This window comes from Agrobacterium sp. 22-3639C2 (genome assembly GCF_053522105.1).
In genome coordinates this window covers 1,288,469-1,308,288 of record NZ_JBNWDB010000001.1, presented here as the reverse complement: position 1 = coordinate 1,308,288, position 19,820 = coordinate 1,288,469, and the positions used below count along the sequence as shown (strand labels likewise).

The 19,820-nt window shown below is 58.4% G+C and carries 17 protein-coding genes; 11 read left to right on the top strand and 6 right to left on the bottom strand.

Features of this window, described 5'->3' with window-relative positions; all coding sequences use genetic code 11:
- Positions 1 to 3: 3 nt before the first annotated feature.
- Both xdhA and ACQZ6D_RS06560 read right to left on the bottom strand, forming a co-directional pair.
- A complete protein-coding gene (gene xdhA, locus ACQZ6D_RS06565) occupies positions 4 to 1,473 on the bottom strand; it encodes a xanthine dehydrogenase small subunit (protein ID WP_019565170.1) in 1,470 nt (489 codons plus the stop codon).
- 124 nt (positions 1,474 to 1,597) lie between these two features.
- Positions 1,598 to 2,374, bottom strand: a complete 777-nt coding sequence (locus ACQZ6D_RS06560; RefSeq protein WP_025594214.1) for a 3-hydroxybutyrate dehydrogenase — start codon at positions 2,372 to 2,374, stop codon at positions 1,598 to 1,600.
- 232 nt (positions 2,375 to 2,606) lie between these two features.
- On the opposite strand from ACQZ6D_RS06560, the gene ACQZ6D_RS06555 reads away from it, so the two are divergent.
- The 4 genes from ACQZ6D_RS06555 (at position 2,607) to sbmA (ending at position 7,450) form a co-directional block, all read left to right on the top strand.
- Positions 2,607 to 3,668 (top strand): LLM class flavin-dependent oxidoreductase, encoded by a 1,062-nt coding sequence (locus ACQZ6D_RS06555; protein ID WP_003513642.1) that lies wholly within the window; start codon positions 2,607 to 2,609, stop codon positions 3,666 to 3,668.
- A 54-nt stretch (positions 3,669 to 3,722) separates the two neighbouring features.
- The gene (gene map / locus ACQZ6D_RS06550) at positions 3,723 to 4,475 is read left to right on the top strand and encodes a type I methionyl aminopeptidase (protein ID WP_003513640.1); all 753 of its coding nucleotides are present in this window, start codon (positions 3,723 to 3,725) and stop codon (positions 4,473 to 4,475) included.
- A gap of 324 nt (positions 4,476 to 4,799) precedes the next feature.
- The gene (locus tag ACQZ6D_RS06545; RefSeq protein ID WP_111796039.1) at positions 4,800 to 5,990 is read left to right on the top strand and encodes an MFS transporter; all 1,191 of its coding nucleotides are present in this window, start codon (positions 4,800 to 4,802) and stop codon (positions 5,988 to 5,990) included.
- Between the two features lie 191 nt (positions 5,991 to 6,181).
- A complete protein-coding gene (sbmA, locus tag ACQZ6D_RS06540; protein ID WP_003513636.1) occupies positions 6,182 to 7,450 on the top strand; it encodes a peptide antibiotic transporter SbmA in 1,269 nt (422 codons plus the stop codon).
- Between the two features lie 55 nt (positions 7,451 to 7,505).
- Here the strand turns inward: sbmA and ACQZ6D_RS06535 are convergent, their stop codons facing one another.
- Positions 7,506 to 8,489: a polysaccharide deacetylase family protein gene (locus ACQZ6D_RS06535; protein WP_065702286.1), complete on the bottom strand. Its 984-nt coding sequence runs from the start codon at positions 8,487 to 8,489 to the stop codon at positions 7,506 to 7,508.
- A gap of 151 nt (positions 8,490 to 8,640) precedes the next feature.
- Between ACQZ6D_RS06535 and ACQZ6D_RS06530 the strand changes: the two genes are divergently transcribed.
- The 4 genes from ACQZ6D_RS06530 to ACQZ6D_RS06515 all read left to right on the top strand — a co-directional run bounded on the left by ACQZ6D_RS06530 (position 8,641) and on the right by ACQZ6D_RS06515 (position 12,330).
- The gene (locus ACQZ6D_RS06530) at positions 8,641 to 9,225 is read left to right on the top strand and encodes an NnrU family protein (protein ID WP_065702287.1); all 585 of its coding nucleotides are present in this window, start codon (positions 8,641 to 8,643) and stop codon (positions 9,223 to 9,225) included.
- Between the two features lie 154 nt (positions 9,226 to 9,379).
- Positions 9,380 to 10,051, top strand: coding sequence for a tetratricopeptide repeat protein (locus tag ACQZ6D_RS06525; protein ID WP_013636645.1), 672 nt, complete (start codon positions 9,380 to 9,382; stop codon positions 10,049 to 10,051).
- Positions 10,052 to 10,084: 33 nt separating this feature from the next.
- Positions 10,085 to 11,515 carry a ribosome biogenesis GTPase Der gene (der, locus tag ACQZ6D_RS06520; RefSeq protein WP_003513631.1) on the top strand — a complete coding sequence of 477 codons (1,431 nt, stop codon included), beginning with the start codon at positions 10,085 to 10,087 and terminating at the stop codon, positions 11,513 to 11,515.
- Positions 11,516 to 11,721: 206 nt separating this feature from the next.
- Positions 11,722 to 12,330 (top strand): DUF2026 family protein, encoded by a 609-nt coding sequence (locus ACQZ6D_RS06515; protein WP_065702288.1) that lies wholly within the window; start codon positions 11,722 to 11,724, stop codon positions 12,328 to 12,330.
- Between the two features lie 190 nt (positions 12,331 to 12,520).
- Here the strand turns inward: ACQZ6D_RS06515 and ACQZ6D_RS06510 are convergent, their stop codons facing one another.
- Together ACQZ6D_RS06510 and ACQZ6D_RS06505 are read right to left on the bottom strand one after the other, a co-directional pair.
- On the bottom strand, positions 12,521 to 13,570 hold the full coding sequence (locus tag ACQZ6D_RS06510) for a bifunctional monoglucosyl/glucuronosyl diacylglycerol synthase (protein ID WP_013636642.1): 1,050 nt from the start codon (positions 13,568 to 13,570) through the stop codon (positions 12,521 to 12,523).
- Between the two features lie 210 nt (positions 13,571 to 13,780).
- Positions 13,781 to 14,701, bottom strand: a complete 921-nt coding sequence (locus ACQZ6D_RS06505) for a sugar kinase (protein WP_003513625.1) — start codon at positions 14,699 to 14,701, stop codon at positions 13,781 to 13,783.
- A gap of 155 nt (positions 14,702 to 14,856) precedes the next feature.
- Here ACQZ6D_RS06505 and bglA point away from each other — a divergent pair, with 155 nt between their 5' ends.
- The 3 genes from bglA (at position 14,857) to ACQZ6D_RS06490 (ending at position 17,905) form a co-directional block, all read left to right on the top strand.
- Positions 14,857 to 16,521, top strand: coding sequence for a beta-galactosidase BglA (gene bglA, locus ACQZ6D_RS06500; RefSeq protein WP_065687128.1), 1,665 nt, complete (start codon positions 14,857 to 14,859; stop codon positions 16,519 to 16,521).
- Complete coding sequence (aac(6'), locus tag ACQZ6D_RS06495) at positions 16,518 to 16,973, top strand: aminoglycoside 6'-N-acetyltransferase (RefSeq protein WP_065702289.1); 456 nt, start codon at positions 16,518 to 16,520, stop codon at positions 16,971 to 16,973. The genes bglA and aac(6') overlap by 4 nt, the downstream gene beginning before the upstream one ends.
- Before the next feature lie 377 nt (positions 16,974 to 17,350).
- Positions 17,351 to 17,905 carry a hypothetical protein gene (locus ACQZ6D_RS06490; RefSeq protein ID WP_026330763.1) on the top strand — a complete coding sequence of 185 codons (555 nt, stop codon included), beginning with the start codon at positions 17,351 to 17,353 and terminating at the stop codon, positions 17,903 to 17,905.
- Positions 17,906 to 17,974: 69 nt separating this feature from the next.
- On the opposite strand, the gene ade is transcribed toward ACQZ6D_RS06490, so the two are convergent.
- On the bottom strand, positions 17,975 to 19,669 hold the full coding sequence (gene ade, locus ACQZ6D_RS06485) for an adenine deaminase (RefSeq protein WP_019565181.1): 1,695 nt from the start codon (positions 19,667 to 19,669) through the stop codon (positions 17,975 to 17,977).
- Positions 19,670 to 19,820: the final 151 nt, after the last annotated feature.

Sequence of the window (19,820 nt, the reverse complement as noted above, 5' to 3'; positions counted from 1 at the left end):
GGTTCAAGCCTCCTCCAGCGAGAAGCGGGCAAGTTCCTGCTTTTCCCCTGATGTCTCGAGGAAAAACCGTGTCAGCAAATTCTTGGCTGTGAGTTGCCGGTATTCGGCGGTCGCGCGCCAGTCGGTTAGCGGGGTGAAATCATCGTCCAGCGCATCGCGTGCCGCATCGATCGTTTCCTGAGACCAGGGCTTGCCGAGAAGTGCCGCCTCCAGATGTGCGGCGCGTTTCGGCGTGCCGGCCATACCGCCAAAGGCGATGCGGATGTCTTCGACCGTGCCATCGGCCTCGAGCGTCAGATTGAAGGCGGCGCAGAGAGCGGAGATATCCTCGTCCCGGCGCTTGGAAATCTTGTAGACGGCGTAGTGACTTCCCGGCGTCTGGAACGGAATGAAAAGCTTTTCGACGAATTCGCCGCTCAGCCGGTCCTGTTTGCCATAATCGATGAAATAGCTTTCCAGCGGAAAGGTGCGGCTGCCGGAAGACGAGCGCAAGGTGAGCGTGGCGCCGAGCGCGATCAGGGCCGGGGGCGTGTCGCCGATGGGCGAACCGTTGGCGATGTTGCCGCCGATGGTTCCCATATTGCGCACCTGTTCGCCGCCAAGACGATCGAACAGCCGGGCAAGCGGCGGGAAATGTTCTGCAATGGTCTTGAAGGCCTGGCTGTAGGTGACACCTGCACCGAGCGTCACGCCGTTCTCATCCACGGCAATACCCTGCAGATCGCCGAGGTTGTTGATGAAGATGACAGGGTTAAGCGCCCGCATCTGCTTTGTCACCCACAGGCCGACATCAGTGGAACCGGCAACGATGGTAGCCTTCGGCTCGGCGGCATAGATATCGGTCAATTCAGCAAGCGTTGCCGGGATGATGGTCCGATCTTCGCCGCGGGTAACCGTAATGGTTTCATTGGCGCGGATCGCCCAGAGCCTTGCCATGATATCGGTGCGGTCGCGTTGCAGCGGGTCGAACAGCGCACTCGGGCGGGCGGCTGCAATCTTTTCGGCAGCCCGTACAATCGGCTCGTAACCCGTGCATCGACAGAGATTGCCTTGCAGTGCCTTTTCAATATCGGCGCGGGACGGGTTTTCGCTGGCAAGCCACAGGCCGTAGAGCGACATGATGAAGCCCGGCGTGCAGAAACCGCATTGGGAACCGTGGAAATCCACCATTGCCTGCTGCACGGGGTGAAGCGTGCCATCGCGGCCGGCCAGATGCTCTACCGTCACGATATGGGTTGCATGCAGCGAGCCCAAAAAGCGGATGCAGGCATTGACGCTTTCATAACGCAGCGAGCCATCAACAAGCCGCCCGACCAGCACCGTGCAGGCGCCGCAGTCACCTTCAGCACAGCCTTCTTTCGTCCCGGTCAGCCGTCTTTGAAGGCGGAGATAATCGAGAAGCGTGTCTGTTGGTCCGAAACCCTTAAGCGAAATGGTTTCGCTGTTGAGGATGAAGCTGATCGCGTCGTTCATGCACTGCCTTGCTTTTTGTCCGGTTGAGCCGGTTCCCAATCTGCTATCTATGCACGCCCGCGCGCGCATATCGATTTCCGTTTTGGCAATTCATTGTTTCCAAAACGGAAAGAGATGTCATCGATTATTGCGCTGTCCAGCCGCCATCGACGGAAATATGCGTGCCGGTAATGTTGCTGGCGGCATCGCTTGCCAGAAACAGCGCCGCTGCCGCCACGTCATCGATGGTGACGAATTGCTTTGTCGCCTGCAATTCCAGCATCACGTCGTTCTTCACCGCCTCTTCGCTGATGCCGCGCACCTTGGCCATTTCCGGTATCTGCTTTTCGACGAGCGGCGTCAGCACATAACCGGGACAGATGGCGTTGACGGTGACGCCCGTCTGCGCAAGCTCGAGCGCCGCCGTCTTCGTCAGGCCCATGATGCCGTGCTTGGCTGCCACATAGGCCGATTTGAACGGCGAGGCGACGAGACCGTGGGCAGAGGCAATGTTGATGATACGGCCTTTGCCGGCCTTCTTCATCAGGGGTATCGCAACGCGCATCGTATGGAAGGAACTGGTCAGATTGATGGCGATGATCCAATCCCACTTTTCCGTCGGAAACTCCTCGATCGGAGCGATATGCTGAATGCCGGCATTGTTGACGAGCACATCGACCGAACCAAGCTTTTCATGCGCGGAATTGATGAGATCGGCAATCTCGTCCGGTTTCGTCATATCTGCCGGGTGGTAGAGCACACGCCCGCCACTTTCGGCTTCCAGCAAGAGGCGGAGTTTTTCAATTTCGTCTTCGTCGCCGAAGCCATTCAGCACGATATTCGCGCCCTCCCTCGCAAATCTCTGTGCGATGCCAAGGCCGATGCCACTTGTGGAGCCTGTCACGATAACTGTCCGATGCATGCTTTCCCCTTTTTGCATTACTTCGCACATATTTAAGCAGGTTATGCCCAAAGGGGGCGGGCTGGCAATCGCGATTTCGGGCGCGATTTCGGGGGAGGCCGGCATGGGGCATAATGCGCCGGCGCCCATCCACTTTTTCGAAGCTAAGCATCCAGATTTTACGCCAGATTTTGCATTTGTCTGGAGGGCCGTCCGTGCCTATCTCTCAGACAATCAAACAGAGGTATCGTCTATGGAACTCGGTCTTTACACTTTTGCGGATGTCAATCCCAACCCCGCCGATGGCCGTGGGCCGGAAGGTGCGCGCCGGCTGCGCGAACTGCTTGAGGAAATCGAGCTTGCCGATCAGGTCGGACTGGATGTGTTTGGGCTGGGTGAACATCACCGCCCGGACTATGTCGCGTCCTCACCCTCCACCGTGCTTGCGGCGGCGGCGGTCAAGACGAAGAATATCCGCCTGACGAGCGCTGTCTCGGTTCTGAGTTCGGATGATCCGGTCCGGGTCTTCCAGCAATTCTCCACCGTCGATCTCCTGTCGAACGGCCGTGCCGAAATCATGGCCGGGCGCGGTTCCTTCATCGAATCTTACCCCCTGTTCGGTTACGACCTCGAAGACTATGACGTGCTGTTTGCGGAAAAGCTCGACCTGCTCTTGGCGCTGCGCGAGAACGAAATCGTCACCTGGTCCGGCACCAAACATCCGGCCATCAATGGGCGCGGGGTCTATCCGCGTCCTCTTCAGGAGCGTCTGCCGGTCTGGATCGCGGTTGGCGGCACGCCGCAATCGGTGGCGCGGGCCGGCGCCATGGGGCTGCCGGTGGCGCTCGCCATCATCGGCGGCGAATATCGCCGCTTCGCGCCGCTGTTCGATCTCTATCACGAAGCTGCACGCCGGGCGGGGCAGGAAAAGACCAGGCTGCGCACCAGCATCAACGTGCACGGCTTCATTGCCGACACCACCGACAAGGCAGCGGACCAGTTTTACGGACCGCAGGCGGAGGTGATGAACCGCATCGGCCGCGAGCGCGGCTGGGGTCCGACAAACCGCGCGCATTTCGATGCGGCGCGTGGGCCGGAGGGCAACCTCTTCCTTGGAGAACCTGAGCTGGTGGCGGAAAAGATCATCAAGGCGCATGGCGTTTTCAAGAACGACCGTTTCCTGTTGCAGATGGCAATCGGCCTGATGCCGCATGACCAGATCATGCGCGGCATCGAGCTTTATGGTACGAAAGTCGCGCCTGTTGTCAGAAAAGAATTGACGGGGAGTGCCGATCCGGTGAAAGCCACGGCCTGATTATTACCAAGGCGGGCGTCTTCAGACCCGCCATTTAGAACGACGGACAAAAACATGGTCATCTCCACCGACGAAGAACTGGTTTTGCTAAAGGATATCGGTCGCATCTGCGCCGTGGCCATGCAGACCATGGCGGATGCGCTGGAACCCGGTATCACCACGGCCGAACTGGATGCGATCGGCCGAAAGGTACTGGAGGATAACGACGCGCAATCGGCGCCGGAGTTCTGCTACCAGTTTCCCGGCGCGACCTGCATCAGCGTCAACGAAGAGGTTGCGCATGGCATTCCCGGCCCGCGCATCATCAAGGCGGGCGATCTCGTCAATATCGATGTCTCGGCGGTGAAGAGCGGTTTCTTCGGCGATACGGGTTCGTCTTTCGCCGTGCCGCCGGTGAAAAAGGAGATCGAGCGGCTGTGCCGCGATGGCAAGCGCGCCATGTGGACGGGCTTGCAGCAGGTGAAAACCGGTCGGCCCTTTGCCGATATCGGCAATGCCATCGGCTCCTTTGCAAAAAAGAACCGCTACACGCTGATCACCAATCTGGCGAGCCACGGCATCGGCCGCTCCCTGCATGAGGAGCCGAAGGAACTGGCGACCTGGCCGGACAAGGGTGAGCGGCGCATCATGCAGGAGGGCATGGTCTTCACCGTTGAACCCTTCCTGTCGACGGGTGCCTATTGGGCCGAAGATGGCGACGACGATCCGTGGACGCTCTATAGCGATCCGAGCGCGCCGACCGTGCAGTATGAACATACCGTGGTTGCTACGAAGAACGGCCCGCTGGTGCTGACGCTGGTTGAGTGAGTGGTGAAGACCGCCACTTTACGAGACACCAAGTTTCGTAGCTGAGTGCGCCAATTACGACGTTTGCCGCATTCGTTGACCTTTCTCCTCCCTCATCCCTGTGCCTGTCACAGGGATCCAGCCAGCCCAAGTCCTTGGGCTGAAAGGACTTCTCTCGCCGCGCGGACGCGCGTCGGTTGGATTCCTGTGACAAGCACAGGAATGAGGGTGGATAAGGATGCGCAGACAACAAGGTCCTTGCATCTCGTACCAACAAAGACGGCTTATGCTGCCGATCAAAATAACTCGCTTGTTCCGTGGCAGTGCGGTTGCGATAAGCCGTACATGAGCATCGACAAGCCACTTTCCCCCAAACATCTGACTGCACTCGGTTTCGCCGGCGCCTTGATGATGGCGTCCGCCATGGGCTTCGGCCGTTTTTCCTTCACCCCCATTCTTCCCGGCATGATGGCTGATGTTCCGCTATCGGCGGGGGATGCGGGTATCGTCGCGGCTGGAAATTTCGCCGGTTATCTCGCGGGGGCGGTTCTCGCCGCCTATTCATGGGGCTCGGGACGGGAACGGCTGGTCGCCCTTTGCGGCTTGTTTTCCACGGGCGCGTTGCTGCTCGCCATGGCCGCATTCAACTCCGTTGCGGCCTTCACCCTGATCCGGTTTTTCGCCGGCGTTGCCAGTGCGATGACCATGATCTTCACGTCGCAGATCGTCATCGGCCACGCCATGAAAGCCGGCAAGGACCATATTCAGGCGCTGCATTATGGCGGCGTCGGTGCCGGCATCGCGATTTCCTCGCTTGTGGTCTATCTCATCGGCGTCGTTTTTGATGGCGGCGGTGCCTCCTGGCGGGAGGAGTGGATTGCCGGTGCCGTCTTTTCCTTCGCTACGTTTCTTCTCGTCTGGCGGGTGCTGCCCGCCGGGCCACCCCGGCATGCCTCTGCGCTGTCGGAGCCGCCGCTCAAATGGACGAAGCCGCTTTTTCTGACGACGCTCGCCTATGGGCTGTTCGGCTTCGGTTACGTCATCACCGCCACCTTCATTGTTGCGATTGCCCGCATGGCTGCTGCCGGCGCTTTCGTGGAGTTTCTGGCCTGGTTCGTGACGGGATGTGCCGCCGCCATTTCGCTTTTCCTCTGGAAGCCGGTCTTGAAATCGCAAGGGCTGAAGCGCGCTTTCGTGATCGTGCTTGCCGTGGAAGCCGTCGGCGTCTTCGCTTCCGTCATGCTGCCACCCGTTCCGGGCGTGCTTGCCGGCGGTCTGCTTCTGGGGCTGACCTTCATGGTCATCACCGCCTATGGCCTTCAGCTCGGCCGGGAATTCGCAGGCCCAAGCCCACGCCGCGCCTTTGCCCTGATGACGGCAGCCTTCGGTACTGGACAGATCGTCGGACCACTCGCCGCCGGCTGGATTGCCGAGGTGACGGGAAGTTTTACTGCACCAAGTATTCTCGCCTCTGGCGTGCTTGTCGCCAGCATTCTCTTGATGCTACCGGTTCTCGCCACGGAGCGGCGGCGCTAAATTCGCCCGGGCATATTGCGCCTCCAAGGGGCGATTTCAGGGGTTCCTTGCGGGATCGATCCGCCTTTTGCGCCTTACATCTTGTTAAGGTCGTCGCTTCTTCGTTGCTGTGCACAAATTTCTGCCCTAGGTTCGGGCCATCTAGTGCTTCGCCAATAATGGCTGACTTCAAACGCGCGTGAGTTCTAAACGTGTTTCATTCTTTCTTTCCCAAACCGAAATTGTTCTTCACCTCCGCCATCGTCTGGGCCTTTGTCGCCATTCTTGGATGGTACTTCATCGTTGAAGGGCTAGGCAGGTCTTGGGGCTACGTGATGCCCGAGCAAGAACCTTACGATCTCAGCTATTTTCTGGTTCCCGCCAATCTGTTCTTCTACGCCTATCTGGCATTGTGCCTGGTGTTGTTCGGGGCTGTCTGGACCGTTCTCGCCAAGGATCACCCCTGGAAGTTCTGGTCCATATGGGGATCGCTGCTGATTATCGCGGTGACCTATTTCGGCGTTCAGATTTCCGTCGTCATCAACAATTTCCGGCGGCCTTTCGGCGATCTCCTGCAAAATGCGCTGTCAAAACAGCCGGGTATCGAAGTCTGGGATTTTTACAGTCTTCAGATTGTCTTCGCCAAGATCGCCTTTCTCAGCATGGCTGTGTCGATCCTCACGGATTTCTTCACCAGCCATTATATCTTCCGCTGGCGCACCGCGATGAACGACTTCTACATGTCAAAATGGGAAAAGCTGCGCCACATCGAAGGTGCCTCGCAGCGCGTTCAGGAAGATACGATGCGGTTCTCCTCCACGCTGGAGGGATTGGGTATTACCCTGATCAATTCGGTCATGACGCTTGTTGTGTTTCTGCCGATCCTGTTTGCGCTGTCGTCGTACGTCTCCGAATTGCCGATCCTTGGCGAAGTGCCGCACGCGCTGTTCTGGCTGGCGATTGTCTGGTCCGTGTTCGGCACCGTGCTTCTGGCGACGGTCGGCATCAAGCTGCCCGGCCTGAATTTCCGCAACCAGCGTGTGGAAGCGGCCTATCGCAAGGAACTGGTCTACGGTGAGGATCACGCCGACCGCGCCCAGCCGCCGACTGTCAAGGAGCTTTACTCCAATGTGCGGAAAAACTATTTCCGCATGTATTGGCACTACCTCTACTTCAACGTCGCGCGGTATTTCTACATTCAGGCCGATGCCGTGTTCTTGCTCCTGATGCTTGTTCCCACCATCGTGGCGGGCAAGATCACCTATGGTATCTACCAGCAGATCGCCACGGCCTTCGGTCAGGTCAGTAATTCGTTCCAGTATCTGGTCAATTCCTGGACCACGATCATCGAGCTGCTGTCCATCCACAAACGTCTTGTGGCTTTCGAGGCCGCGATCGATGACAAGCCACTGCCTGAAATCGACGAGCGTTATCTTCAGCGGGAAGCGGAAGCCGGAGAGCTGGCGGCCAACAAGCCCTGACGGAAAACAAAAAGGGCGGCCGACTGGCCGCCCTTTTGCATTGTATCCGGGGACCTTAGCCCTCGGTCTTCTGCTTCCTGCGCGCCTTGATGATCGGCATGGCCTCGGCGTAACTCACGCAGGCGACATCGTCCCTGCGGCAGACTTCGCGCAGCAGCCGCTCGTAGGCGTTCCAATAGGCGCCGCCATTCATCTTCACGAAATGGAAGCCCATCTGCAGAGGGATGCGTTCGCCATTATACTGCTTGTCGAACGCGGTGCGGAACGCCGCATAGGCGCGGTCCTCGAATTCCTGCGCGCGGTCCGGCGTCTCGATGCCGATGGAGTGGCGGATGAAGAGATTGTAGTCCATGGCGATGATCGGGCGATTGCCGGGGCCTTCCGGAACCAGCGGCAGGCCGAAATGTTCGATGCCGTCGCGCTCCACCGGCCATTCCGGTCCCTTGGTGATGCTGGTGGCGTCATAAACGAAGCCGTGTTTCTTCTGAGCCGCGGTCAGCGCCGGCCCCTGCGAAAGATAGGGCGCGCGGAAACCGTCGATGTTTTTCACCATGTCGCGCCAGCCTTCGGGTTCTTCACCCTTCTTGCCAATCATCTGCCAGGCATTTTCCAGCGTGCTGGTGAAGGTGGTGAACTCGCCGTCCCATTGCTCGGCGGTCCATTGGCCGCCATCGAAATGCCCGCAGGTGTGATTGCCGATCTCGTGACCTTCGCGATAGGCCGACCAGATGTTGCGCAGCCGCGTCTCCACCTCTTCCGGCGACTGGCCAAAGCCGACATTGGAGCGCCCGGCCTTCTGGCCGGGGCCTTGATAGGTCTTGGCGCTGGTCTTGCGGTCCATCACCAGTGTGCAGGCAAGGAAATAGGTGAAATGCGCGCCGACCTCCTTCGCCGTCGCACGACTTCTTTCCCACAGCGAATTGTCGCCCGCACCGTCGAAAGAAACGATGACGAGCTGCTTCGGCTTCTCCGCATTTTCGGCAAAAGCGGGAAGGGCAAGGCAGAGCGACAGGGAAAAAGCAGTCAATGGGCGAAACATCAGGCATCCGTCATGTGAAACACCGCTGCCTTTTGCGGGTGGAATAAGGCGAAGCTTTGAATAAACTGGCTTTTTTACGTCTTTCAGCCTAATTCCTTTTCTGCGTCGCGGTAATGAGGCCGCATTCCGTTCCACCGGGGGACCGTGTTCCATGCTTTTTCTCGTACTCTGTCTTGCCTTGTTTTTCCTGACGCATCTTTTGAAGGTGTTTGCGCCGCGATTTCGCGCGCGGATGATCGCGAAGATGGGAGAAGGACCGTTCAAGGGCGTCTATTCTCTCGCAAGCCTCATAACGCTCGGTCTCGTCATCTATGCGTTTGGCGAGGCGCGACAGGAAACCGGCGTTCTGTGGAACCCGCCGGTCTGGACGAGCCATCTCGCCGTGACCCTGATGCTGCCCGCGATGATCTGTCTTATCGCCAGCCTCATCCCGGCTGGCCACATCGCAACCAGAACCAAACATCCGCTCATTCTGGCGGTCAAGATCTGGGCGCTCGCCCATCTTCTGGCGAATGGAGAGACCTCTTCGATTCTTCTCTTTGCATCGTTCCTCGCCTGGGGTGTGGTGATGCGAATTTCGCTGAAGCGCCGGGAAAGAGCGGGTGAAAAAGTGGTCCGTCCCTTCGTCTCGGGCCGTTACGATCTGGTGGCCATCGTCGGCGGCATCGTTCTCTGGGGCGCTTTCATCCTGAAACTGCACGAATGGTTGATCGGCGTTCAGCCCATCGCCATGTAGGAAATCAACGTTTCCCCCTTACATATCAGGCAAAATAGGCTAGAAGGCCGACCATGACCCGTCGGCCGGACTTTTGCTGACCCGGGTAAGCGGCTTGGTATGTCTGCGAACGGATGGATCGGCGACGATCTCCGCGCGGGTAACGGAGAATTTGATGGCAAACGAAAATGATACCTTTATCCGCGAAGTGAACGAGCAGATCCGTTCCGAGCAGCTTTCCCGTTTCTGGGGCCGCTACGGTATCGTGGTCGTTGGCGCAGCCGTTCTCGTGGTTGTGGGCGCCGCCGGTGCTGGCATCTACGAATACTGGAACACCAGCCGCGCTTCCAATTCCGGCGACCAGTTCATTGCGGCGCTGAAGCTTGCTTCCGACAACAAGACGGACGAAGCGCTGAAGGCCTTTGCCGATCTTGAAACCTCCGGTCATGGCAATTATCCGGTGCTGGCGAAGTTCCGTTCTGCGACGCTGCTTTCGCAGAAGGGCGATGCGGCCGGCGCCATCGCTGCCTTCACCGCGATCGGCAACGACACGTCTGCCCCGCAGGTCTTCCGCGATACGGCGAAGGTGCGCGCGGCGTGGCTGCTGGTTGACAACGGTACGTATGATCAGGTCGTTGCACTTGCGGAGCCGTTGAGCGGCGAAGGCCAGACCATGCGTGCATCGGCTCGCGAAGCCCTTGGTCTTGCCGCCTACAAGGCTGGCGATTTCACCAAGGCCAAACAATGGTTCGAGCAGATCGTCAGCGACGCGCAGGCGCCACGCAATGTGACGAACCGCGCGCAGATCATGCTCGACAATATCACTGCTTCGGGCAAAGCTGTCTAACACGGCTTTCCCACCTCCAAGGATGAACGATCAATGAGCTTCACCGTCGCCATAGTCGGGCGCCCCAATGTCGGCAAGTCCACGCTTTTCAACCGTCTGGTCGGAAAGAAGCTGGCGCTTGTCGACGATACGCCGGGCGTGACCCGTGACCGCCGCCCCGGCGACGCGAAGCTTGTCGACCTTCGTTTCACCATCATCGATACTGCCGGTCTGGAGCAATCCGGACCGGAGACGCTTCAGGGCCGCATGTGGGCGCAGACCGAAGCGGCGATCGACGAAGCCGATGTGACGCTTTTTGTCGTTGACGCCAAGGCAGGCCTGACGCCCGCCGATGAAACGCTGGCCGAAATGCTGCGCCGTCGTGGCAAGCCGGTGGTTCTGGTGGCCAACAAGTCCGAGGCGCGCGGTTCCGATGCGGGCTTCTACGATGCCTTTACGCTTGGTCTTGGCGATCCGTGCGCCATCTCTGCCGAACATGGCCAGGGCATGATCGACCTGCGCGACGCCATCGTCGAGGCGATTGGCGAAGACGTTGCCTTCCCGCCTGAAGTGGATGAGGCGGAGACCGATATCGTTCTTCCGCGCACTGAGCCCGGCAGCGAGGAAGAGGAAGAAGAAGAGCCTGTTTATGACGAGACCAAGCCGCTGCGCGTCGCCATCATCGGCCGACCGAATGCGGGCAAGTCCACCCTCATCAACCGTTTCCTTGGTGAAGACCGCCTGCTAACCGGCCCGGAAGCGGGCATTACCCGCGACAGTATTTCCGTCGAGTGGGATTGGCGCGGCCGCACCATCAAGATGTTCGACACGGCCGGCATGCGCCGCAAGGCCAGGGTAACGGAAAAGCTGGAGAAGCTCTCGGTCGCGGATTCCCTGCGCTCCATTCGTTTCGCCGAAACGGTGGTGATCGTGTTTGACAGCACCATTCCGTTCGAAAAGCAGGACCTGCAGCTGGTCGATCTCGTTATCCGCGAAGGCCGCGCCGCCGTGCTTGCCTTCAACAAATGGGATCTGGTTGAAGATCCGCAGGCGTTTCTGGCCGATCTGCGTGAAAAGACCGAGCGGCTTCTGCCGCAGGCCCGCGGCATTCGCGCCGTGCCGATGTCCGGCCAGACGGGCTATGGCCTTGACCGGTTGATGCAGAACATCATCGATACCGACAAGATCTGGAACCGCCGCATCTCGACCGCCAAGCTCAACCGCTGGCTCGATGCGCAGACCACGCAGCATCCGCCGCCGGCCGTTTCCGGCCGCCGCCTCAAGCTGAAATACATGACGCAGGTAAAGGCGCGACCGCCGGCCTTCATGATTTCCTGCACCCGACCGGAAGCCATTCCGGAGAGCTATACGCGGTATCTGGTGAACGGTCTGCGCAAGGATTTCGACATGCCGGGCGTGCCGATCCGCGTGCATTATCGTGGCTCCGATAATCCGTTCGAGAGCAAGGCGAAGAAGAGGCGGTAATCGGCTGCTGAAAACCTCCCTCCGTTATTCTCGCGCTAGTCCCGAGAATCTGCAAACTTTCGATTTTGCGACTCGGGAGGTAGATCCTCGGGACAAGCCCGAGGATGACGTTGCGTGGGGCAGAGGTCTCACCAATATCGAGATCGACGGTGAACCGGTCTCTCCCGTTGCCTTCCGATAATCATAAAACTGGCGAGTAAAAAACCATGTTGATCAAGCAGACCGACTATCACCGGATTTACCGCGTCATCAACAGCCTGCTCGTCAACGACAATGCCGACCCGGCTACGGCCTGCATGTATTTCAGCACCTTCGGCGCCTTCATCCTTCAGCAGCATTACAAGGTGAAAGCTGTGCCGAAGGGCGGGCTTGCCGCTTATAATCTGGGCGGGACGGTCATGCTTTTTGCGGACCATCGTGACGATGGTTACGTAACGGGCGCTGGCGATAATTTCCATTGCTGGGTCGAAGCGGACGGATGGGCTATCGATTTCATGGCGCCCGCTTTTTCGCAGAGCGCACGCGAACTTTCCGTGCCCCCGAAGATGTTTCAGCGTCCGCTATCGGCCATGGCGGCTTCTATCAACGATCTCGATCATTCCGGCAATTTCTTCTACCGCTCCGAGCCGGAAGCCACCGCGCGGCGTTTTGCCGACTGGCATAAGCAGGCGATGATTGGCGATCTGGCGAGCGTCGCCGCAAACTGGTTCCGCAAGTCGCCGAAACAGATGTCCCCGTCGCTTTCGGTCACGGAGCGGAACGGCAAGGCGCGGACGGTGCCGCTTTCCGGCCAGGCGCTCGTCGGCGCGTGGTGATCTGAGACGGGATAAGTCTTTGTGAAATTAGGACGGCCAGCGTGATCTCGCGGCAGCCGCCTGACGTCAATCAGCAGCCCGACCCCGTTCTAAAGATAACGGCGGTCGCGTCCAGATCGTCTTGTGACACTCCTGCTTTGTTTCGTCCACCGTTCCCCGATAAAATGTCGGGGATCAATGTGTCTCCACGTCAGGCAAGTCGTGAGCGGGACAAAAGCGGCAGGGATTTTCCGGCGGCGTGAATGACGTTGTCGAGGAATTGCCGCGATGCCTTTTCCCAGCTGTAGCTTTTGGAAAGCGCCAGAGCCTCCTGCGATGAACAATGGAGCGCTGCAAGACACGCGTCGCGAAGATTGTCATTCAGCGCGCCTGCCCCGGGATTGCCGCCGAGAATGTCGATCGGCCCGGTAACGGGGAAGGCGGCCACCGGCACACCGCTCGCCAGCGCTTCCAGAATGGTGTTGCCGAATGTGTCGGTCTTGGACGGGAAAACGAAGACATCGGCCTGCGCATAGGCAGCCGCGAGTTCTTCCCCGGTCTTGATGCCGGTAAACAGCACGTCCGGATATTTTTCCTGTAATTCATGGCGGGCCGGGCCATCGCCGATCACGACCTTCGATCCGGGCAGCTCGAGGTCGAGGAATTCAGGCAGGTTCTTTTCCACCGCCACACGACCGACCGTCATGAAGATCGGTCTTGGCAGATCGAAAGGCAGCGACGTTTTTGGACGTGGATGGAACAGTTCGGCATCGATGCCGCGGCTCCAGCGCTTCAAGTTGCGAACCCCGCGGGCCTCAAGCTCGGTCTCGAGGCTTGGCGTCGCCACCATGCAGGTGTTGCCGCCATTGTGAAACCAGCGCACGAAAGCGTAAAGCCAGCTTTCCGGGATGGGGAAGCGCGCCGCGACATATTCGGGAAAGCGGGTGTGATAGCTGGTGGAAAAACGCATCCTGTTCTTCACGCACCAGCGCCGCGCCATGAAACCCAGCGGACCCTCGGTGGCGATGTGGACGAAGGAGGGCTGGCTTTTTTCAATCTCCGCCGCGACACGGCGATAGCCGGCGACTGACAGGCGGATTTCCGGATAGGTCGGGCAGGGGATGCTGTAGAAACTCTGCGGTGTCACCATGTGCACATCCACGCCCAGCCGCGCGAGTTCCGTATTGGTATTTTCGATGGAACGGACCACGCCGTTGACCTGCGGGTGCCAGGCATCTGTGACAATCGTGATTCTCGTCATGAAACACCGATCCTGCTCGACTGCGCACGGGCGATTCCCCACCACCCGGCTTCCGCCCGTATATGCGGCGTGCGTGTTACAGGATCATGTCAGGGCGGATGAGGGTAGAGAAGTGTCCTTTGCACATACAAGCTTGCTCTTGTCCGTAATGCGCTCTCTTGGTCATCCCTGTGACAAGCACAGGTATCAGGAAGCCGGTTCCGTCTGGCATCATCCGACCAGCGGAAGAAGCTCGGGGCTGATCAGCGCGCCGTGATGGCCGATGACGGTTGCCGCTGCCCGTGCGGCAAAGACGGCGGCGTCATGCGGCGAACTGCCGGTTACATATCGGGCGAGAAACGCGCCGTTGAAACTGTCGCCTGCACTTGTCGTATCCACCACATCCACGGCTTCTACCGCCGGAGCGTGGCTGCGTGCGCCGCTGAAATCGAGTGTCGCACCCTTTGCGCCATCCTTGACGACGATGTTGGCGACGCCGAGCGCACGGTAACGCTCGATTGTGGCCTCGACGGATGTGTCACCAAAATGGCTGGCTTCGTCATCGAAACTCGGCATTACCAGCGTTGCGGCGCGTGCGCCGTTGGTAATCGTCTCCAGCATCGTGTCCTTGTCGGACCAGAGGCGCGGGCGGATGTTCGGGTCGAAGACCACGGGCTTGCCCGCTGCCTTGGCGCGGCGCAGTTCCGCAAGGAAAGTATCTACATCGTGGGGCGAAGCGAGAATGGCGAGCGTGATGCCAGAAAAATAGATGACGTCGGCGCTTTCCACCGTCTTGCGCAGGTGGTCCGCATCTGCTGCGAGTTGCCTTGCTGCGGCGGCGTTGCGCCAATAGCTGAAGGTGCGCTCACCATCCTTGAGGTTGATGAGGTAAAGGCCGGGTGTGCCGCCCTTGATGCGGCGGATTTTTTCCGTGCCGATACCGGCATCTGCAATGAAGGCCAGCATGTCCTGCGAAAGAGGATCGTCGCCGAGTGCCGTGAAATAATCGACGGACCAGTCTTCTGGCAGACAGGCACGTGCATACCATGCCGTATTGAAGGTATCACCGGCAAAACCCTTGCGCAGCAGCCCGTTTCCGGCCTGCGACAGTTCCACCATACATTCGCCAATCGACAGAAACCGTCCGCCCACGCCGTCATCCTCCACTTACTTTACCTTCGGGATTACGACGACAGGAGGTGCCTGACAAGCCCGCTTCGAGGTGATTTTGGGCATTTGCGAAGTTCCGGTTTACGCAGGGACAGCTGCTTTATATTCTCGGACCAACCCTCATCAGGAGATCGCTCATGCCGACAACCCATGCCCCGGTCCACAAATCCCAAGCGCAATCGGACTGGTGGAAGGGGGCGGTGATCTATCAGGTATATCCGCGATCCTTTCAGGATACGACCGGGGACGGTTACGGCGATCTTGCCGGGGTGACGAAGCGGCTGTCCTACATCGCCTCGCTCGGCGTCGATGCCATCTGGCTCTCGCCTTTCTTCACCTCCCCCATGGCCGATATGGGCTATGACGTTTCCGATTATTGCAATGTCGATCCGATGTTCGGCACGCTTGCCGATTTCGATGCATTGATGGCCGAGGCGCACCGGCTGGGGCTGAAAGTCATCATCGACCAGGTGATTTCGCATACATCCGATAAGCATCCCTGGTTCGTGGACAGCCGTGCAAGCCGCATCAACAGCAAGGCGGACTGGTATGTCTGGGCCAATCCCAAACCGGATGGCACGGCGCCCACCAACTGGCTTTCCGTGTTCGGCGGGCCGGCATGGGAATGGGATGGCGTGCGCAAGCAATATTACATGCACAGCTTTCTCGCCTCGCAGCCGGATCTCAATTTTCACAATCCGGATGTTCTGGATGCGCTTCTGGAAACCGTACGGTTCTGGCTCGATCGCGGCGTGGACGGTTTTCGTCTCGATACCGTCAATCACTATTTCCACGACAAGCTGTTGCGCGACAACCCGCCGCTTTTGGACGACGAAAGCTTTGGCCTCGATGCGTCCGACGTCAATCCTTACGGCATGCAGGATCATCTCTACGACAAGACGCGGCCAGAAAACGTGGCCTTCCTCCAGCGCTTCCGCGCGCTTCTCGATGAATATGAGGGCCGCGCCACCGTGGGCGAGGTGGGGGACGGCGCACGCTCGCTGAAGACGGTCGCGGCCTACACATCCGGCAATGACAAACTCAACATGTGCTATACCTTCGATCTGCTTGGCCCGGATTTCAGCGCAAAACACCTGCGGGGCTCGGTCGAGACCTTTGGCAAGGTGGTGACGGATGGCTGGGTTTGCTGGGCCTTTTCCAACCACGATGTGGTGCGCCATCTGAGCCGGTTTTCCGAAGGCTCCGAGGAGCAGACGCAGGTTGCGAAGCTCGCCATCTGCGTTCTCGCCAGCCTGCGCGGCTCGATATGTCTGTATCAGGGTGAGGAGCTGGGCCTGACCGAGGCCGAACTGGCCTTCGAGGATTTGCGTGACCCCTACGGCATTCGCTTCTGGCCCGCCTTCAAGGGGCGTGACGGGTGCCGCACGCCGATGGTGTGGGAAACCGGCAAGCCGAATGCGGGTTTTTCAAGCGCGGAAAAGCCGTGGCTGCCGGTGCCCTATGCCCACGCCATGCAGGCGGCGGATGCGCAGGAGCGCAAGCCGGACTCGGTTCTTAACCACTACCGCGCGGTCTTGTCCTTCCGCAAAACCCATGGAGCATTGCGCGACGGCGATATGGACTTCATCAAGACCAATCTCGATGTGCTGGCCTTCACGCGCCACAAGGGTGACGAAAAACTACTTTTCGTTTTCAACCTGACCCGTGAGGCGGTGGAATTTCCTGTCCCGAAGGGTATGGAGGTCACGGATATCCTGCCGATGCCAAGTTTTGAGCCGCTGTTCGACGCCGGGATCGTGAAGCTTGAGGGGTTGGACGTGTTTTGCGGGGTCGTCGCTTGAGCCTGCAATTTTCCATCAGGCACGCCGCAGCATCTCTGGATGACTGGTCCCTTTTGCGCCACCGTTTATGGCCCGATGCCTCTGTTGCCGAACACAGGGCGGAATTGCAGAACCTTTCCGACAACGACGCCGGTTTCATTGCCTATGATCTGGTCGGAATGGCCATCGGTTTTGCCGACGTCAGCCTCCGGCGTGATTATGTCAACGGATGCGATACCTCGCCTATTGCGTTTCTGGAAGGCGTTTATGTGGAAGAAGAATTCCGCGGTCAGGGCGTTGCTGCGGCATTGATCGCCGAGGTCACCCGCTGGGCGATCAGCCGGGGCGTGAGCGAGCTTGCCTCCGATGCCGATATTGCCAATGTCGATTCACACCGCATGCACGCGGCGCTGGGGTTTGAGGAGACCGAACGGGTGGTTTATTTCCGCAAGCTGCTGCCATCGCATTCATGACTTGCCGATGCTGTAAGTCAGCCGATTTAGCAATCCGTCCGTTTCGCCTTGTCTGAGCCGGTGTTTTTTATGCGGACGTCGCTCGGCTCTTTTATGATCATTCCGGGAGCTTGCGCCACGCTGGACTTGGTGACGCGATGCAAATTGCCCATAGGCGATAGTACATATTTTCATACTAATTAATGTATTAATTTATTTAAAAATATGAAAATTTGAATTAATTTATGTAATTCATCATTTTTAATCTAATAAAAACGAAATATTCTGTTCATTTTTATTTCTTATGAATTTGGCGAGCTTTGCGCAAGTTTGGATTATTATTGACTGAATAGTTATATATTTTCGGATAATAACTATAAAGCGAAGTAGGGATTGTCATGTCCGTTTCGATCAAGAATTCGAGTCAACTTACCACCGCTAGTTCCGCATCCTCACGTTCCAAGGTTCAGACTGCCCCCGCGACATCCATCAGAAGCGTTTTCGCTTCCGGACAATCGTCAGTCCGCGCATCCACAACGAATGCAACGCCAAAAATGTCGTCAATCGAATATCTCGCGTCATCAGGCTTTATGCGAAATCTGAAGGTCAAGCTTTCGACAGCGGGGGACGACCCGGCGCAATACCTGCGTTCCCAATCGATGATGAGTGCTCTTGCGGGCGGGCGCTTGCAGATCTCGGACCCCACGCAGGGCAAATCTATAAGCGCATGGGATCCGAGTCAGAAAAACGCCAGGTCGACAACTGCTACGGATATCGCCAAGACCAACTGGGCGGATTTCCTGAACTCGCAGCTCAAACGTAACGAAAGCGGCCTTCTTTCCAAGGATGCAAGTGGCAGCTATGTCGACAAGACGACTGGCAACCACGCCTATTTTGGCAGGGTCGCGGGCAAATATTACTACGTGACCTGGCCTGCAGAAACGAAAACCTGAGACGGCTCGCGCCGTCTCAGAAACGCGGCATAAGTAGATTACGCTGTTTCCGGCCGATAAACTCCATCGTCAGATCAGTGCAAACCGATCCACATCCACCATGCCCATGTCGGAAATCTTCAGGTGCGGGATGACGGGTAGCGGCAGGAAAGCCACCTGCAGGAAAGGCTCCTCGAGCGTCGTGCCGAGCGCATAGGCTGCCTTTCGCAGGGTGTGGAGCGTGTCTCGCACCGTTTCGTAAGGTTCGAGGCTCATCAACCCGGCCACCGGGAGCGCAATCTCGCCCGTCACCTTGCCGTCTTCGACTACCACAAAACCGCCCTTGATTTCGCCGAGCCGGTTGGCGGCCAGCGCCATGTCGTCCTCGTTAACGCCGACAACGCAGATATTGTGGCTGTCATGACCGACAGTGGAGGCGATGGCACCCTTCTTCAGCCCGAAGCCCTGCACGAAGCCGTTGGCGTGGTTGCCGTTCTTGCCATGGCGCTCGATGACGGCGACCTTGATGATGTCGTTTGCGAGATCGACAGTCGTCTGGTTGCCGTCCGTCGGCAGCGTGTAGCGGCGATGTTCGGTGATGATCTTGCCGGGGAGCACGCCCATCACCGGGGTCTCGCCTTGCGCGACCGGCACGCCGAAATGGGCGGCGAGCACGGGTCTTGCCTTGACGCTGTCAAGACCGACGGGCGCGACCGGCTTGCGGGTGGCAAACAGCGCGTCATCGACGATACGGCCGCCGGAGAAGACCATGCCGGCCTTGCAGTTCTGCAAGGTATCGATCACCACGAGGTCGGCGCGCCAGCCCGGTGCGATAAGACCGCGATCGCGCAGGCCGAAGGCCTTTGCGGCGGAAATCGAGGCGGCGCGGTAGATGGCGAGCGGTTCCACGCCGTTGGCGATTGCCGTGCGGATCATATAATCGAGATGACCCTGTTCGGCGATGTCGAGTGGGTTGCGGTCATCGGTGCAAAGCGCAAGATAAGGCGACAGACGCTCGGTGATAACAGGCATCAGGGCGTGCAGGTCTTTTGAGACCGAGCCTTCGCGCACGAGAATATGCATGCCCTTGCGGATCTTTTCCAAAGCCTCGGCAGCACTGGTGCACTCATGTTCGGTGCGGATGCCGGCTGCCAGATATCCGTTCAGCGCCGTTCCCGACAGAAGCGGCGCGTGTCCGTCGATATGCTGTCCCTGAAAGGCTTCGAGTTTTGCCATGCATACCGGGTCTTTGTGGATGACACCCGGAAAATTCATGAATTCGGCAAGGCCGATAACCTTCGGATGATCACGGAACGGCAGCAGTTTTTCGATCGGCAGATCGGCGCCCGAGGTTTCCAGATGGGTTGCGGGCACGCAGGACGAGAGCTGCACGCGGATGTCCATGATGGTTTCCATGGAACTGTCCAGGAAGAACCGAAGCCCCTCCGCGCCCAGAACATTGGCGATCTCATGCGGGTCGCAGATGGCGGTGGTAACGCCGTAGGGCAGAACGCAGCGATCGAATTCGTGCGGCGTGACCAGCGATGATTCGATGTGGAGATGGGTATCGATGAAACCTGGAACGACGATTTTCCCCGAAATGTCGATTTCCCTGCGACCCTTGTAGCTTTCGCAAGTTCCAACGATGGTATCGCCGCATATGGCGATGTCGGAGGCAACAAGTTCTCCAGTTACGAGGTCGAAGAATCGTCCGCCCTTGAGAACTATATCTGCCGGTTCACGGCCCGTACCCTGATCGATGCGCGTTTCAAGTTTCGAATTCATGCGGCTTTTCTTCGGCTCCTGGTTTACGTCGTTCGCGAGAATTTTCAGTATTTACATTCTTAGGTTGTTTCTTGGCTTAATCGAATTGATTCTTTGCGTTTTAAATATATCCAGAGTAAAAAATTTTCATATTCGTGCTATCTTATGTTTA

Excerpts from the sequence above, each read along its gene's own strand:
- der (WP_003513631.1), top strand. The coding sequence starts at position 10,085 with ATGAGCTTCACCGTCGCCATAGTCGGGCGCCCCAATGTCGGCAAGTCC.
- bglA (WP_065687128.1), top strand. The coding sequence starts at position 14,857 with ATGCCGACAACCCATGCCCCGGTCCACAAATCCCAAGCGCAATCGGAC.
- ACQZ6D_RS06560 (WP_025594214.1), bottom strand. The coding sequence starts at position 2,374 with ATGCATCGGACAGTTATCGTGACAGGCTCCACAAGTGGCATCGGCCTT.
- ACQZ6D_RS06515 (WP_065702288.1), top strand. The coding sequence starts at position 11,722 with ATGTTGATCAAGCAGACCGACTATCACCGGATTTACCGCGTCATCAAC.
- ACQZ6D_RS06530 (WP_065702287.1), top strand. The coding sequence starts at position 8,641 with ATGCTTTTTCTCGTACTCTGTCTTGCCTTGTTTTTCCTGACGCATCTT.
- ACQZ6D_RS06555 (WP_003513642.1), top strand. The coding sequence starts at position 2,607 with ATGGAACTCGGTCTTTACACTTTTGCGGATGTCAATCCCAACCCCGCC.
- ACQZ6D_RS06490 (WP_026330763.1), top strand. The coding sequence starts at position 17,351 with ATGTCCGTTTCGATCAAGAATTCGAGTCAACTTACCACCGCTAGTTCC.
- ACQZ6D_RS06535 (WP_065702286.1), bottom strand. The coding sequence starts at position 8,489 with ATGTTTCGCCCATTGACTGCTTTTTCCCTGTCGCTCTGCCTTGCCCTT.
- ACQZ6D_RS06545 (WP_111796039.1), top strand. The coding sequence starts at position 4,800 with ATGAGCATCGACAAGCCACTTTCCCCCAAACATCTGACTGCACTCGGT.
- ACQZ6D_RS06525 (WP_013636645.1), top strand. The coding sequence starts at position 9,380 with ATGGCAAACGAAAATGATACCTTTATCCGCGAAGTGAACGAGCAGATC.
- ACQZ6D_RS06510 (WP_013636642.1), bottom strand. The coding sequence starts at position 13,570 with ATGACGAGAATCACGATTGTCACAGATGCCTGGCACCCGCAGGTCAAC.
- map (WP_003513640.1), top strand. The coding sequence starts at position 3,723 with ATGGTCATCTCCACCGACGAAGAACTGGTTTTGCTAAAGGATATCGGT.
- xdhA (WP_019565170.1), bottom strand. The coding sequence starts at position 1,473 with ATGAACGACGCGATCAGCTTCATCCTCAACAGCGAAACCATTTCGCTT.
- ade (WP_019565181.1), bottom strand. The coding sequence starts at position 19,669 with ATGAATTCGAAACTTGAAACGCGCATCGATCAGGGTACGGGCCGTGAA.